At 71.2% G+C, this 12,629-nt stretch carries 17 protein-coding genes and 1 tRNA gene; 7 read left to right on the top strand and 11 right to left on the bottom strand.

Going from position 1 to position 12,629, the window contains the following annotated elements:
• Positions 1 to 48: 48 nt before the first annotated feature.
• Both ACFVQZ_RS04865 and ACFVQZ_RS04860 read right to left on the bottom strand, forming a co-directional pair.
• Complete coding sequence (locus ACFVQZ_RS04865; RefSeq protein ID WP_383619719.1) at positions 49 to 2,580, bottom strand: ABC transporter permease; 2,532 nt, start codon at positions 2,578 to 2,580, stop codon at positions 49 to 51.
• Positions 2,581 to 2,662: 82 nt separating this feature from the next.
• Positions 2,663 to 3,433 carry an ABC transporter ATP-binding protein gene (locus ACFVQZ_RS04860; protein ID WP_030496712.1) on the bottom strand — a complete coding sequence of 257 codons (771 nt, stop codon included), beginning with the start codon at positions 3,431 to 3,433 and terminating at the stop codon, positions 2,663 to 2,665.
• A 390-nt stretch (positions 3,434 to 3,823) separates the two neighbouring features.
• Between ACFVQZ_RS04860 and ACFVQZ_RS04855 the strand changes: the two genes are divergently transcribed.
• Together ACFVQZ_RS04855 and ACFVQZ_RS04850 are read left to right on the top strand one after the other, a co-directional pair.
• A tRNA-Leu gene (locus tag ACFVQZ_RS04855) sits at positions 3,824 to 3,909 on the top strand.
• A 99-nt stretch (positions 3,910 to 4,008) separates the two neighbouring features.
• The gene (locus ACFVQZ_RS04850; RefSeq protein WP_383619716.1) at positions 4,009 to 5,298 is read left to right on the top strand and encodes a tyrosine-type recombinase/integrase; all 1,290 of its coding nucleotides are present in this window, start codon (positions 4,009 to 4,011) and stop codon (positions 5,296 to 5,298) included.
• A 79-nt stretch (positions 5,299 to 5,377) separates the two neighbouring features.
• On the opposite strand, the gene ACFVQZ_RS04845 is transcribed toward ACFVQZ_RS04850, so the two are convergent.
• Both ACFVQZ_RS04845 and ACFVQZ_RS04840 read right to left on the bottom strand, forming a co-directional pair.
• Positions 5,378 to 5,650, bottom strand: coding sequence for a hypothetical protein (locus ACFVQZ_RS04845; protein ID WP_383619715.1), 273 nt, complete (start codon positions 5,648 to 5,650; stop codon positions 5,378 to 5,380).
• Positions 5,651 to 5,767: 117 nt separating this feature from the next.
• Entirely contained in the window at positions 5,768 to 5,899 is a 132-nt protein-coding gene (locus ACFVQZ_RS04840) for a hypothetical protein (protein ID WP_383619713.1), read from the bottom strand.
• 288 nt (positions 5,900 to 6,187) lie between these two features.
• On the opposite strand from ACFVQZ_RS04840, the gene ACFVQZ_RS04835 reads away from it, so the two are divergent.
• Both ACFVQZ_RS04835 and ACFVQZ_RS04830 read left to right on the top strand, forming a co-directional pair.
• Complete coding sequence (locus ACFVQZ_RS04835) at positions 6,188 to 7,054, top strand: LuxR C-terminal-related transcriptional regulator (protein ID WP_383619711.1); 867 nt, start codon at positions 6,188 to 6,190, stop codon at positions 7,052 to 7,054.
• A 110-nt stretch (positions 7,055 to 7,164) separates the two neighbouring features.
• Positions 7,165 to 7,413 (top strand): helix-turn-helix domain-containing protein, encoded by a 249-nt coding sequence (locus ACFVQZ_RS04830; RefSeq protein ID WP_383619709.1) that lies wholly within the window; start codon positions 7,165 to 7,167, stop codon positions 7,411 to 7,413.
• Positions 7,414 to 7,494: 81 nt separating this feature from the next.
• Here the strand turns inward: ACFVQZ_RS04830 and ACFVQZ_RS04825 are convergent, their stop codons facing one another.
• From ACFVQZ_RS04825 to ACFVQZ_RS04815, 3 genes are all read right to left on the bottom strand, one after another.
• The gene (locus ACFVQZ_RS04825; RefSeq protein ID WP_383619707.1) at positions 7,495 to 7,641 is read right to left on the bottom strand and encodes a hypothetical protein; all 147 of its coding nucleotides are present in this window, start codon (positions 7,639 to 7,641) and stop codon (positions 7,495 to 7,497) included.
• A 74-nt stretch (positions 7,642 to 7,715) separates the two neighbouring features.
• Positions 7,716 to 8,123: a hypothetical protein gene (locus ACFVQZ_RS04820; RefSeq protein WP_383619705.1), complete on the bottom strand. Its 408-nt coding sequence runs from the start codon at positions 8,121 to 8,123 to the stop codon at positions 7,716 to 7,718.
• A 146-nt stretch (positions 8,124 to 8,269) separates the two neighbouring features.
• Positions 8,270 to 8,458, bottom strand: a complete 189-nt coding sequence (locus ACFVQZ_RS04815; protein ID WP_383619703.1) for a hypothetical protein — start codon at positions 8,456 to 8,458, stop codon at positions 8,270 to 8,272.
• A 451-nt stretch (positions 8,459 to 8,909) separates the two neighbouring features.
• Between ACFVQZ_RS04815 and ACFVQZ_RS04810 the strand changes: the two genes are divergently transcribed.
• Genes ACFVQZ_RS04810 through ACFVQZ_RS04800 form a run of 3 tightly spaced genes read left to right on the top strand, consistent with a single transcriptional unit; the run spans position 8,910 to position 10,556 of the window.
• The gene (locus tag ACFVQZ_RS04810) at positions 8,910 to 9,170 is read left to right on the top strand and encodes a hypothetical protein (RefSeq protein WP_383619701.1); all 261 of its coding nucleotides are present in this window, start codon (positions 8,910 to 8,912) and stop codon (positions 9,168 to 9,170) included.
• Positions 9,142 to 9,675 carry a DUF6879 family protein gene (locus tag ACFVQZ_RS04805; protein WP_383619699.1) on the top strand — a complete coding sequence of 178 codons (534 nt, stop codon included), beginning with the start codon at positions 9,142 to 9,144 and terminating at the stop codon, positions 9,673 to 9,675. Before ACFVQZ_RS04810 ends, ACFVQZ_RS04805 begins: the two co-directional genes overlap by 29 nt.
• A gap of 11 nt (positions 9,676 to 9,686) precedes the next feature.
• Positions 9,687 to 10,556 (top strand): helix-turn-helix domain-containing protein, encoded by an 870-nt coding sequence (locus ACFVQZ_RS04800; RefSeq protein WP_383619697.1) that lies wholly within the window; start codon positions 9,687 to 9,689, stop codon positions 10,554 to 10,556.
• A gap of 54 nt (positions 10,557 to 10,610) precedes the next feature.
• Here ACFVQZ_RS04800 and ACFVQZ_RS04795 read toward each other — a convergent pair whose 3' ends face one another.
• The 4 genes from ACFVQZ_RS04795 to ACFVQZ_RS04780 form a co-directional block, all read right to left on the bottom strand.
• The gene (locus tag ACFVQZ_RS04795; protein ID WP_383619695.1) at positions 10,611 to 10,856 is read right to left on the bottom strand and encodes a hypothetical protein; all 246 of its coding nucleotides are present in this window, start codon (positions 10,854 to 10,856) and stop codon (positions 10,611 to 10,613) included.
• The gene (locus ACFVQZ_RS04790; protein ID WP_383619693.1) at positions 10,853 to 11,191 is read right to left on the bottom strand and encodes a hypothetical protein; all 339 of its coding nucleotides are present in this window, start codon (positions 11,189 to 11,191) and stop codon (positions 10,853 to 10,855) included. The genes ACFVQZ_RS04795 and ACFVQZ_RS04790 overlap by 4 nt, the downstream gene beginning before the upstream one ends.
• Positions 11,192 to 11,202: 11 nt before the next feature.
• The gene (locus ACFVQZ_RS04785) at positions 11,203 to 12,120 is read right to left on the bottom strand and encodes a peptidoglycan-binding protein (protein ID WP_383619691.1); all 918 of its coding nucleotides are present in this window, start codon (positions 12,118 to 12,120) and stop codon (positions 11,203 to 11,205) included.
• A 64-nt stretch (positions 12,121 to 12,184) separates the two neighbouring features.
• Positions 12,185 to 12,622, bottom strand: coding sequence for a hypothetical protein (locus tag ACFVQZ_RS04780; RefSeq protein ID WP_383619689.1), 438 nt, complete (start codon positions 12,620 to 12,622; stop codon positions 12,185 to 12,187).
• Positions 12,623 to 12,629: the final 7 nt, after the last annotated feature.

The raw sequence follows: 12,629 nt of genomic DNA, 5'->3' as shown, positions 1-12,629 counted from the left end.
GCCGGTGCCCCCTCGGGGACACCGGCCCTCCTTCTCGTACCGCCGGCGCTACTCGGCCTTGATGGCGGTGAGCATGTTCAGCCGGGCGGCGCTGCGGGCCGGCCAGAGCGAGGCCAGCACGCCGACCAGGGCGGCCAGGACCAGGAAGAGTCCGATGCGGTCCCACGGCATGACCAGGCTGTAGCCCGGCAGGCCCGACTCGAAGGTCTTGCCGAGGGCCCAGGCGAGGAAGGTGCCGAGACCGATGCCGACGATCGCGCCGAAGACGGAGATGACCACGGCCTCCAGGCGGACCATGCGCTTCACCCGGCGGCGGTCGAGACCGATCGCGCGGATCATGCCGATCTCCTGCTGCCGCTCGAAGACGGACATCGCGAGGGTGTTGACGACGCCGAGGACGGCGATGATCAGGGCCATCGCGAGCAGGCCGTACATGATGTTGAGCATCAGGTTGATCTGGCCGCCGAGGACGTCGCGGATGTCCTTCTTGTCGAGGACGCTGATGGCCGGGTTGTCGCCCATGGCCTTCATCAGCGCCTGCTCGCCGGCGTCGCCGGCGCCGCCCTCGACGGCGACGTAGATCTCGCGGATGTACTTCTGCGGGTCGTGCGCGTCGAGGAGCTTCGCGTCCATGACGACGGGCGAGAGGGTCTCGGTGCCCTTGTAGAGGGCGGTGACGGTCAGCGTGCCCTTCTTCTTGTCCAGGTACTCGACCGGGACGGTGGAGCCGACCTTCAGACCGCGCTTGGCGGCGGTGTCCTCGGCCACGGCGATCTGGCCCTTGCCGAGGCCGGCCAGCGAGCCCTCCACGTCCTCGAACCGGATGAGCTTCTCGATCTGGCCGGGAGTCACGCCGGAGGCGGCGGTGAACTTCCCGTCGAGTTCGAGGGCGCCGGCCTGCTGCGGGGAGACCGCGGTGACGCCGGGGGCCTTCTCCAGGGCCGCGAGGGCTTCCTTCGACAGGCCGTCGCCGCTGGCCATCGTCACCATGTAGTCGGCCTTGATGCCGTCGACGGTCATCTTGTCGATGGCCTGGCCGCCGCTGACGCCGATCACCGTGAGGCCGGTGACCAGGGTGAGGCCGATGGCGAGCGCGGAGGCGGTGGCGCCGGTGCGGCGCGGGTTGCGGACCGCGTTGAGGCCGGCGAGCTTGCCGGAGATCCCGAAGGCCTTCACGAAGAAGGGGCGGATCAGGGCGATCACGGGCCGGGCCAGGAACGGGATGAGGACGATGACGCCGATGAGGGTGGCGAAGGCGCCGCCCGCGATGATCATGCGGCCTTCGTCGCCGCCCTGGCCGGCGCCGAGCACGATGAGGACGGCGCCGAGGGCGGTGACGGCGGCGCCGATCGCGTTCCGCACGACGAGCGACTTGGTGTTCGGGGTCGCGTGGACGCTGTTCATCGCGGCGACCGGCGGGATCTTCGCGGCGCGGCGGCCGGGCAGCCAGGCGGCGAGCAGGGTGATGAGGACGCCGACGCCGAAGGCGGCGAGGGCCGGGGTGGCGCCCAGGACGAGCTCGCCGTCCGGGACCTTCATCTCGAACGCGGCCATGGCGGAGCGCAGGCCCGCGGCGAGCCCGATGCCGAGGACGTAGCCGACGGCGGAGGCGACCAGGCCGACGATGCCGGCCTCGGCCAGGACGGACCGGGTGATCTGCCGGCGGGAGGCGCCGACGGCGCGCATCAGGGCCAGTTCCTTGGTGCGCTGGGCGACCAGCATGGTGAAGGTGTTGGAGATCAGGAAGACGCCGACGAAGAGCGCGATGCCGGCGAAGCCGAGCAGCATCTGGTTGAGGGTGCCGAGGCTCGACTCGATCTCGCGGGCCTGCTCGTCGGCGAGCTGGGCGCCGGTCTGCGCCGTCGCGGCCTTCGGGACGACCTTCAGGACCTCGTCGCGGAGCTTGTCGTCGTCGGCGCCGGGGGCGGCCGAGACGTTCAGGTCGGAGTAGTAGCCCGGCTTCAGGTACAGCTTCTGGGCGACCGGGCCGTCGAAGACGACCAGGCTGCCGCCGGCGTTGACGGCGCCGTCCTCGGTGGTGAAGACGCCGGCGAGGGTGTACTCCTTCACCGGCCCGTTGGTGGCGACCCGGACCCGCTCGCCGACCTGGTAGCCGCCCTTGTCGGCGGTCTCCTTGTCGAGGGCGATCTGGTCCGCGGCGGCGGGGCCGTGTCCGGCGGTGAAGGCGAGGGCCGGGTCCTCGCCGTCGGGGCCGGGGGCGAAGTTGGTGCCCTTGTTGGACCAGCCGGAGCCGATCAGCTTGCCCTTCGCGTCCGGCACGCCGGCGAAGCCGTCGACGCGCGGCTGGACGCGGGTGACGCCGTCGAGCCGGGCGACCTTGTCGACGGTGGCCTGGGAGAGCCCGGGGTTCTTCGCGGCCTCCTCCGGGTCGGGCCGCAGGCTGACGGCGACGGCCACGTCGTCGTAGCTCTTCGCGGACTGGCCGCGGAACGCCTGGGAGAGGGTGTCGGTGAAGACGAGGGTGCCGGACACGAAGGCGACGCCGAGCATGACGGCGAGCACGGTCATCAGCAGCCGCGCCTTGTGCGCGAGGACGTTGCGCAGGGCGGTACGGAACATGGATGGGGTCCTGGAGGAAGGCGGGGCGGAAGTCGGGTGCGGGGCCCGCGGCGCGCGGCGGCGCCGGGCGGGGACCGCGGCGTCAGCTCGTACGGCCCTTGGCGTCGAACGCCTTCATGCGGTCGAGGACGCCGTCGGCGGTGGGCCGCAGCATCTCGTCGACGATCCGGCCGTCGGCCAGGAAGATCACGCGGTCGGCGTAGGAGGCGGCGACGGGGTCGTGGGTGACCATGACGACGGTCTGGCCGAGCTCGCGGACCGAGTTGCGGAGGAAGCCGAGGACCTCGGCGCCGGAGCGCGAGTCGAGGTTTCCGGTGGGCTCGTCGCCGAAGACGATCTCGGGCCGGGAGGCGAGGGCGCGGGCGACGGCGACGCGCTGCTGCTGGCCGCCGGAGAGCTCGGTCGGGCGGTGCTTGAGCCGGCCGGAGAGGCCGAGCATGTCGATGACCTGCTGGACCCACGCCTGGTCGGGCTTGCGGCCGGCGATGTCCATGGGGAGCGTGATGTTCTCCATGGCGGTCAGGGTCGGCAGCAGGTTGAACGCCTGGAAGATGAAGCCGATCTTGTCCCGGCGGAGCTGGGTGAGGTGCTTGTCCTTGAGGGTGGACAGCTCGGTGTCGCCGATACGGACGGAGCCGGAGGAGAAGGAGTCGAGGCCGGCGACGCAGTGCATGAGCGTCGACTTGCCGGAGCCGGAGGGGCCCATGATCGCGGTGAACTCGCCCTGCCGGAAGTCGACGCTGACCCGGTCGAGCGCGACCACCTGGGTCTCGCCCTCTCCGTAGACCTTCGTGAGCTCCGTGGCGCGGGCGGCCACCGCGGTGGTGCGGGGCACGGTGGGGGTGGTGGTCACGAGGGGGACTCCTGTCACGACGATGGATCACGGCGGCCCCGGAATCGCGGTCCCGGGAACCACTCCATCGTTTCGGACGTTCCCGCCCGGGTCGTCCGCCCACGTGCCCGTTCCGGGGGCCGCCTTGGGTCGGACCGGACCCCCCGGGGGTCCTCCTCTGGTATGACGGCGACCCCGGCGGCGGACGTGACACACATGCGGCGAGATCTGGTCAATCCGGGGGTGGCGGCTTTGCGCCTGCGACCCCGGTCACAGTTCGCGAAAAGGCCGCCGACCTGCGCTGACGCACCCTCAGACGTCAATAAAATAAGACAACATCGGTCGCTCGTTCCGCTGAACGAGGGAAGGGCCCCGATAGGCTCCTGTGCCAACGCGGAGCATCGCGGCAACGCCCGGATGGTGGAATAGCAGACACGGCGAGCTTAAACCTCGCTGGCCTTCGGGCCGTACCGGTTCAAGTCCGGTTCCGGGCACCAACCAGGTAAGGGCCTCTCACCTGGGAAAACAACCTAGCTCCGCCTGAAAGTCGCCCCCGCGTGGGAACCGCTTGGGAACCGCGCGGCTACAGTCATGCCATGGCGAGCGTGCATCCGCGGAAGAACCGCGACGGAGAGATCACCAGCTACCAGGTGAAATGGCGAGACGCGAACCGCCGGCCCGGGGACCCCCAGTGGGCCACGGAGAAGTTCGACGGGGACGACGAGGGCGCGGCGGCGGCGCACATCTTCAAGCAGGCCGTCGACGAGGCCGGGCAGCGGTGGCCGGCCGGATGGGTCAAGGGCCGCGGATACATCGCGGCCGAGGAGCCCGGGGCGGACGCCGACGAGCAGTACCGGTTCAGGGTCTACGCCACCAACATCATCAACCTGAAGACGGGCATCGAGGAGCACTACCGTCGGGCGTGCCTGCGCGAGCTGGAGATGTACCTCGTCCCCACCTTCGGCGAGTGCGACGTCCGCAGCACCGAACACTTCTCCAGCGACACCGTGCGCGCCTGGGTCCGGACCCTCGAACAGACGAGGGTCCGCAAGGGCCGCGGCCCCAAGAACCGGAAGATGTCCCCGAAGACCATCCGGAACCTCCACGGGCTGCTGTCCTCCATCCTCGCCGAGGCGGTCAAGGCCGAGCCTCCGCTCCGTGCCCGCAACCCCTGCGAGCACACCAAGCTCCCCAGGCGGGACGACGGCGGCACGTCGGCGGCCGACGAGGACATCGAGTACCTGACCCCTCAGGAGGTGACGGCCATCCGGGACCGGCTCACCCTGCGCCAGGACCGGCTCATGGTGGAGGTGGCGTACGGAACCGGCGTCCGCTACTCCGAACTCACGGCGCTGGCGCCGTACCTGCTCGTCGACGACGACCCCGCGCGCGTGCGGCTGCGGATACATCGGGCCTGGAAGCGCGACGGCGAGGGCGGCTACTACATCGGCATGCCCAAGTCGGCACGAGGCCGGCGGACCATCCGGCTCAGCACCTCCGTCATCGAGGCCCTGGCCGAACTGAGGCGGGTCGACCAGCTGGACGACGAGGACCTCTACTTCCGCGGCGACCAGGGGCAGCGCCTTCACTACAGCACCTTCGCCGACCGGTGGCATCGCGCGGTACGCAAGGCGAAGGAGGACCAGCTGCTGCCCGCGTACAAGCGTCCGACGCCACACGACCTCCGTCACAGTCACGCGTCCGCGCTCATCAGCGCCGGTCACTCGCTCACCTACGTACAGCGCCGCCTCGGCCACGAGTCGATCAAGACGACCTCGGACCTCTACGGACACCTCCTGCCCGAGGCTGACGACGACGCCATGGAGACCATCGAGACGTCGCTCCGCGGCGGCCGTACGACGCTCCGGGCCGTCGCCTCGGCGTAGCCGCCGCAGACGCAGCGACGCCCCGGCGGCGGGCCGTAGAACACGGCCTCGACCGCCAGGGCGTCGGCGACGCGGGGCTCTACCCCCAAAGAACCCAGGCGGCACCGGACGTAGCGGCGGCACCCACCAGGGCGCCGGCTGCGATCAGCTTCGTACCGAGCCGGGGCGCCGACGGAAGGTCGACCGCGGGGGCGCCCTTGGCGGTGCCGAGGACGCGCTCAATCCGCAGGCACGCTACCTCGGCGCGCAGGCTGTCGATCTGGCCCCGCAGGGACCGGTACATGCACCACAAGACAACGGCCGTACCCAGGGCGATCACCCCGAGCAGCAGCACACGGACGACGTCCGACACGTTCCTACCCACCTACCTCGGCCGCGGCCGACTTGCAGATCCCCCCCGTGCGCGATGCGCTCGGGCCTGTGACGCTCACCCGCCAGGTGGGGCTGGCCGGTGAGCAGCGAAGCGGTGTCAGCCCCACCCGGGGTCGGCGAGCTGCTCGGCCGTCGGGGACGGCTCGGCGGTGGGGAGGACGGTCGGCTCGGGAGCCGGGCGGCCCCATCCGGGGTCGGCCGCCGCCGTGCCCGCGAGCGTGACCCCCATGGCCGAAAGCAGGACGCTGAGAATGGTTACGGTCACCTTCTGTCGCACGGCAACTCCTCTGTGCTAGGGGTGTTAAATCGAACGCACGTACGCATTCGCGATTTCCCCCTAGGCTGACATGCTCGAAGGTGGTATGCCAGGGGCATAGTCGGCGCAATATCGGCAGGTCCGATTCCGGACAGAAACCAGATGTGAGGTACGGAAATGCTCCCAGAGAGCGAAGTCACCCTGACGGACGGTGACGTGGCGGCCTATCAGGCGGCTGCGGAAGGGCGCCCGGTCGACCCCATGCAGGCTGAGCGCCTCGTCCGGCTCGGCCTCGTGTCTCGCGTCGGCGGCCAGCTGCGCGCCCTCGACCCGCAGCTCGCGGTCCACGGGCTCCTCAGCGCCCACCGGGCCACCCTGGAGCGGGCCCTCCGGGAGATGGATCAGATGCCGGCCCTGGCCGCCCTCTCGGAGCACTACGCGCCGACCCGCTGCTACGGCGGCCCCGCCAGCGAACTGATCCAGAGCCGGGCGGGCATGAACGCGGAGATCGGCGCCGCACTCAGCGACACCACGAGCGAGCTGCTCACGGTGCAGCCGGGCCGCCCCGAGAGCCGGGACCCGGCGGTATACCGCGAGGGAATCGCCCGGGCGCGCCGGCTCCTGGAGCGAGGCGTAGCGGTGCGCTCGCTCTACTCCTCTGCGGCCCTGGAGCACGGCCCCACGCGCGAATACTGCGACCTGCTCATCGAGGGCGGCGCCGAGGTGCGGGTTGCCTACGACCTTCCGCCGCGGATGGTCCTCACCGGGAACCACCTGTTCGTGGACAACATCGCGGCGCAGCCGGCCGACCCCGACTCGGGGTGGCACGTCACCGACATTGCCGGTGTCTCCTTCGCCCGGGCCGTTTACGAGCTGTACTGGGCCCGGGCCACGCCCTGGCAGACCGCAGCCGCCGCCCTGTCTCAGGCCGTCACGACGCGCCAGCAGCGCGCCGTCCTCCGGGGCCTGGCCGAGGGACGCACCCAGGGCGCCGTCGGCGTACAGCTGGAGATCAGCGAGCGTGAGGTGCGAAGGGAGCTGACGAGCGTCCGGAAGAAGCTCGGCCTGAAGTCCACCTACGCGCTGCTGTACTGGTGGGCGACGTCTCCGGATCACGGCATCCCGTGACCCGAGGGGGTCCCAGGTAACCAGTCAGGGCATACGCATGCCGTTGAAGATCAAAAAATGCGACACTGCTGACGCTGACAAATGATCTTCAACGGCTCGACGGTTTCCGGGTGCGTCAAGAACACCCGAACTGGGTCAAACAGAAGAGACGGGAGGTCGGCGCCCGGATCCGCGGGCGCCGCCTCCGCGCGAACCTCACCCAGGAGAGGCTCGCTGAACGGTCCGCCATCGACCGTCGAACCCTGCAACGCATCGAGGCCGGCGACAGCGACCCGCGCTACGGCGATCTGCTTCTGATCGCGGAGGCGCTGGGCGTCGAGTTCGCCGACCTCGTGGGGTGTGCTCCGGCCGGGGGCTGACCGGCCGGAGCACGTCTCACACCCCGCGATGTGGGACCCGGGTCGGACGCGGGGAATCACTCCGGCCCGGGTGGTCTGCTGCTACAGGGCGGGCTGCCCGCTGCCCGGGCACGTCTCGGTGCCGGTGCCCGCCCGCTGGTGCATCGCGGTCGGCTGGCCGGGCTCGGCGCCGACGCCGGCCCCGCAGACGGGGCAGGAGCCTTCCAGCATCCCGGGGTCGAATCGCATGATCAGTTCCTCCTGTGCGTAGGTGGTGCTGACGGTGGTGCGATGTGCGCTCCCCGGTCGGTGCCGGGGAGGGTCTAGAGCTGGCGCGCGAAGATGCGCGAGCCGTCGTAGAAGCTGAGCGTGGCGCCGCGCTGGGACCCCGCACCCTCGCGAGCGGACCACCGCTCGATCCGCGAGATCTCCGGGCACTCGGCCTGTGCGAGCACAGCCGCCAGCCACTCCTCAGGCGAGCTGGCCGCCGCCGGGTCCCCCAGGTGCGGGACGGGTGCCCCAGTCACCGGCTCGTCTGCGAATCCCTCGTGCTTGGCACCGTCGGGCAGCTGCCCGGTGAACTGCCAGCGGGTCTCACCTGACGAGGTCGTGATGGCCAGCCCGAAGGGGTGCTTACTGTCGCCGGCCTCGGCAAGCGTCTGCACGCGGCTGACCGTCGGGTGGTTCTTCACGACGTCGAGGACGTAGTCGATGAATCGCTGGGGGCGCATTTGTGATCATTTCCTCTCGCGGGCGGCCCGCCCATCCTATGGAGTGAGGGGCGGCGGTCCGGGGAGTCAGCGGGTGATGCCGTAGGTGATAGCGGCGAGAATCCCGAGGACGGCCAGCAAGTACAGGGCTTCGAGCCCCCGCTGGCTCACCGGGGACCGGTGGGTATGGGCGGAAGGTCGGGCCGCCCGACGAAGCCGACGCGGGGCGCCTCCTCGTGGCACGGGCAGTCGCAGCGGCGCGCCTTGACGATGACGATGCCGTGGACGCGGACCTCGGCTGTCCGGCACGAGATGTGCACGCCGAGCTGGCAGTCAGGTTGCAGTATCGCCGTCACGACGGCACCGGCTCGGTGGCGCGGAGGCCGCGCTGCTCCCGGCACGGGGCGCACGCAAACCGGTGCTCACCCACTGGGGCGGCAGTGGACGACGGCCCGGCATGAAAGTCGCACCACCGGCCGGCCCGGCACCGGGGGCAGGAGCACGGCGGGAAGCCGCGGCCCACCGGGGCGTCGAGCGGCTTGACCACCTGCGTATGGGATACGGGCTCGCGGGTGCCGTCGGCGAGCACGCGGTACACCTTGATCGTCATCATGCCGTGGCTCCGATCGCCGCTCAGCAGGGACGGCATGACGGTAGGAGCCTGCTGTGCACGCACACCAGCGATGTGCACCGCTGTGCACAGATTCCCCCGGCCTGTGGGCATGACGCGTTCGCACCCTTGACCGTGGGCCCGTACGACGCCACGTTGGTGCACATCAGTGCACACCCCTACGAGGGAGGCCGACGATGCCCCTACAGTTCATCGGCGTGGACCCGGAGTCCGGACAGACCGGTAGCCCCACGATCTGGGTCGACGACAGGACGGGCGACCTCATCGCCCAGAGCTACATCGCCGACGAGCAGACCCGCGCCGAGTGCATCGAGAAGAACGCGCCCGGCCACGAGAAGGTAGTCCCCGTCGGCGAGGCCATCATCCGGATCCCCGCCAACATGATCCAGATCCTGAAGGAGGCGATCGATGCCGCAGAACGAGCCGCGGTTCGGTGAACTCCTGGCCGGCACTCGCCGGTCGGCCATCCACCTGGAGCTCCGGGACATCTACGCAGTCCCCGACGAGGCCGACGACTACCGGCGCTGGCGCGAGACCGGCGAGCGCGACATCGACCCGGCCTCACCGTACTGGGCGCCCTGGGTCGCGATGGTCCGGGCCGCCACCGCCCGCGGGGTCGCCATGCGGCGGGTGCGCGTCGTCTCCGAGCCGGTGAGCGACTACATCCGGTACGAGCACGCCGGCACCGCCGTGAACGTGTCCGCAGGCGAGGACGTGCGATGGCTCCCCCGGGACCAGGCGGTCGGGCTTCTCCTGCCCGTCGTGGACGGCTGGCTCTTCGACGGCGAGCAGCTGCTCCTCAACCACTTCGATGGTGACGGCCGGTGGGCGGTGCGGCCGATGGAACTGCGCACCGACCCCGACCTGGTTCGCGCGTACGCCGACGCGGTCGAGACACTGTGGGCCCGTGCGATCCCGCACGACCAGTACAAGATCCGGTAGCAGGAGCCTCCATGTCCGTCTCCCCGTCGTCCTCGGCGCAGACCGCCCGCGAGGGTGTCGCGCGCCAGCTGCGCGAGCTGCGCCAGGACGCGGGGCTGACGCTCGTCCAGCTCGCTACGGCCTGCGGGTGGAGCCACTCCAAGGCCAGTCGGATCGAGAACGCGAAGACCCCGCCGGCCGCCGTCGACATCGTCGCCTGGTGCCGGGCCTGCGCCGCCGACGGCCGGGCGCCCGACCTCGTCGCCCTCTCCCGGGACGCCGAGACCATGTACCAGGAGTGGAGGAAACGCGCCCGCGGCGGCCTCCGCCAGATCCAGACCAGCTACCAACGTCTCTTCGACTCCACCCGCCTCTTCCGGGTTTACTCCCCGACCCTCGTCCCCGGCTTCCTCCAGACCGAGGGGTACACCCGCGCCCTGCTCTCCAGCAACGCCCGGCTGCTCGGCGTCCCCGACGACTCCGCCGAGGCCGCCGCCGCCCGCGCGGACCGCAGCCAGATCATCCACCGGGCCGGCCGCCGCTTCGTCTTCGTCATCGAGGAGAGCGTCCTCCGCCACCAGCTGGGGACGGCCGACGACATGGCCGCCCAGCTCGGCCACCTGCTCACGGCGGGCGCACTGCCGGCGGTCTCCCTCGGCATCATCCCCATGGGAGCGCCCCGGACCCTGTGGCCGCAGGAGGTGTTCCACCTGTACGACGACACGCTCGCCTCCGTCGAACTGCTCACCGCGGAGGTGAACGTCACGCAGCCGTCGGAGGTCGCCCTCTACGAGACGGCGTTCGAGGAGCTTCGCAGCATGGCGGTGTACGGCGCCGAGGCCCGCGCCTTGGTCGTCGCCGCGATCGACGCGCTCCCCACACAGGAGCCTGGCGCGGCCTAGAAACGACGAAGCCGCCCCCCCGCCCACGCGCAAGACGCAGGAGGGGGGCGGCGGTTACTGCTGGATGAGCGGGTAGATGAGCCCGGCAAGGGCGACGAGGACGGCGAGGGAGGGAAGCGGCCAGCGGGAGCGCTCCAGGCTGTCGAGGCGGTTGTCGTGGTCGTCGAGCCGCTTGTCGGTCTGGTCGCCACGCTGGACCAGGAGCGCAAGGGAGCCGTCCGTCCGGGCGAACCCGGCCTCCATAGTTCCGCGGAGCTTCTCCAGCTCCAGGGCGACGTTCGCGGACTCGGAGGGCGTCATCGTGAGCCCCCCGCGTCCCGCGCGGCGGCGCGGCGCAGTGCCTCGCCGAGGTCTCGCTCCAGCGCGGGCGCGGCGGCGGTCGGCTTCTCGTACGCGGGCGGGCGGGCCCAGCCGAGGAGGATGCCGGAGACGAGCCGGAGCGGCTCCCAGCCGATGCGCTCGGCACCGGCCTCGGCCGCGCGGAGGGCCACGTAGTAGACGAGCGTGACGGCGGCGGTGATGCCGCCGGCGAGCGCGGTGGAGTCGACCTCGGCGCCGACGGCGCCGGTGACGGTCAGGATCCATCCGGCGAGGAGCGGGACGACCGTGCGGAGGATGCTGGCGAGCAGGTTCACGGAGGCGCCTTTCACTTCGAGGTGCGGGGGACGCGGAGCGCGGCCCAGGACGAGGGACCGGGCCAGCCGTCGGCGTCGTCGCCGCGGTAGCCGAGCTTGCGCTGCCACGCGGCGTAGGACTGGCGGTCGGCCTCCGTCCAGCGGGGGCCCGGGCCGGAGCGGTACCGGCCGCATCCCTCGGCGACGAGGCGGCGGCCCATCGCGGTGACGATCGGCGAGTTGGGGCTCTTCCGGAAGAACGCGGTGCCGGGGAACGGCTCGTAGCGCGGAGCCGGCGGCGGGGTGGGTTTGGGGACGGCCGGCCGCGCCGGGTCGACGCCGAGGCGCCGCTGGACGCGCTCGCGCATGGCGGGCATGCCGAAGCCCTTCGGGTCGGACTTCCAGTCGGACCACTCCAGGTGGCCGATGACGGACCGGGCGCCCCAGCCGTGCGCGCGGCACAGGGCGGCGGAGACCCGCTCGATGGCGAGCAGCTGCTCGGCGGGCCACGGGTCGGTGCCGTTGCCGAGGTTGATGCACTCGAACCCGTAGAAGCGGGAGTTACCGTCGACGGCGCCCGGGCTGCCCTGGTGGACGCGCGGGGCCGGCGGGCGGTCGCCGTAGGTCTCGGTGATGACGGCCTGGAGGACGGACGGGTCGCCGCCGCCCGCGTGGTTCGCGCGGCCGTTCCCGACGAGGTGCACGGTGCCGTCCTTGGCGATCACGCCGTGGCACAGCGGGCCCGGCAGGCCCTCGTACCCGTCGAAGCACAGGGCGACGGACGACGCGGTGCCCGAGCTCACGGTGTGGTGGATCATCACGCCGGAGACGGGGCCCCAGGAGCCGGCGCCGTTGCGGTTGTGGGTGCGCCATCCGGGGTGTTCCACCACGGTGACGCCTTCGGCGCGGAGCGCGGCAACGAGCCGGTCCGCGGACAGGGGTGTGGCCATGAGAGGGGCCTCCAGGTACGCGAAAGCCCCGGCCAGTCGGCGCGGGGCAGCGGGTGCAGACGGGTCAGATGGGGTTGGTGAAGCAGAGGTCATCGAGCCAGATCGTGGTGGGGTTGGCGGCGTTGATGGGCACGCTGCCGGTGAGGGCGCCCGTGGTGAGCAGGCCGAGCCGGATGGGGTAGTGGGCGGAGTTCGCGCCGTACACCTCGTCGCCGTGCTCGGTGCCGGGCCGGTAGGGCGAGTTGAAGGTGAAGAGCGTCGCGGTCGTGTTGACCATGTTCACGGCGCCCGTGTTGTTGATGCGGCCCTCGTAGCGCCACTGGAGGCTGCCCATGACGCGCTCGATGCGCATCCGCGGGGTCTTGGCCGGATTGGCCGTGAACCCGCTCTGGAACGCGCCCAGCGACGCCAGGGGGGTCCAGTCCATGACCACTTCGATGAGGCGGGTGGCGAGCTTGTCGGCGGTGACGACCTCGCCCGCGTAGAAGGGGACGTAGGGCATGGGTCCT

Origin of the sequence: Streptomyces sp. NPDC057854 (genome assembly GCF_042797055.1) — a bacterium.
In the GTDB taxonomy this organism is placed as follows: Bacteria; Actinomycetota; Actinomycetes; order Streptomycetales; family Streptomycetaceae; genus Streptomyces.
This window is presented reverse-complemented; position numbering and strand designations above follow the sequence as displayed.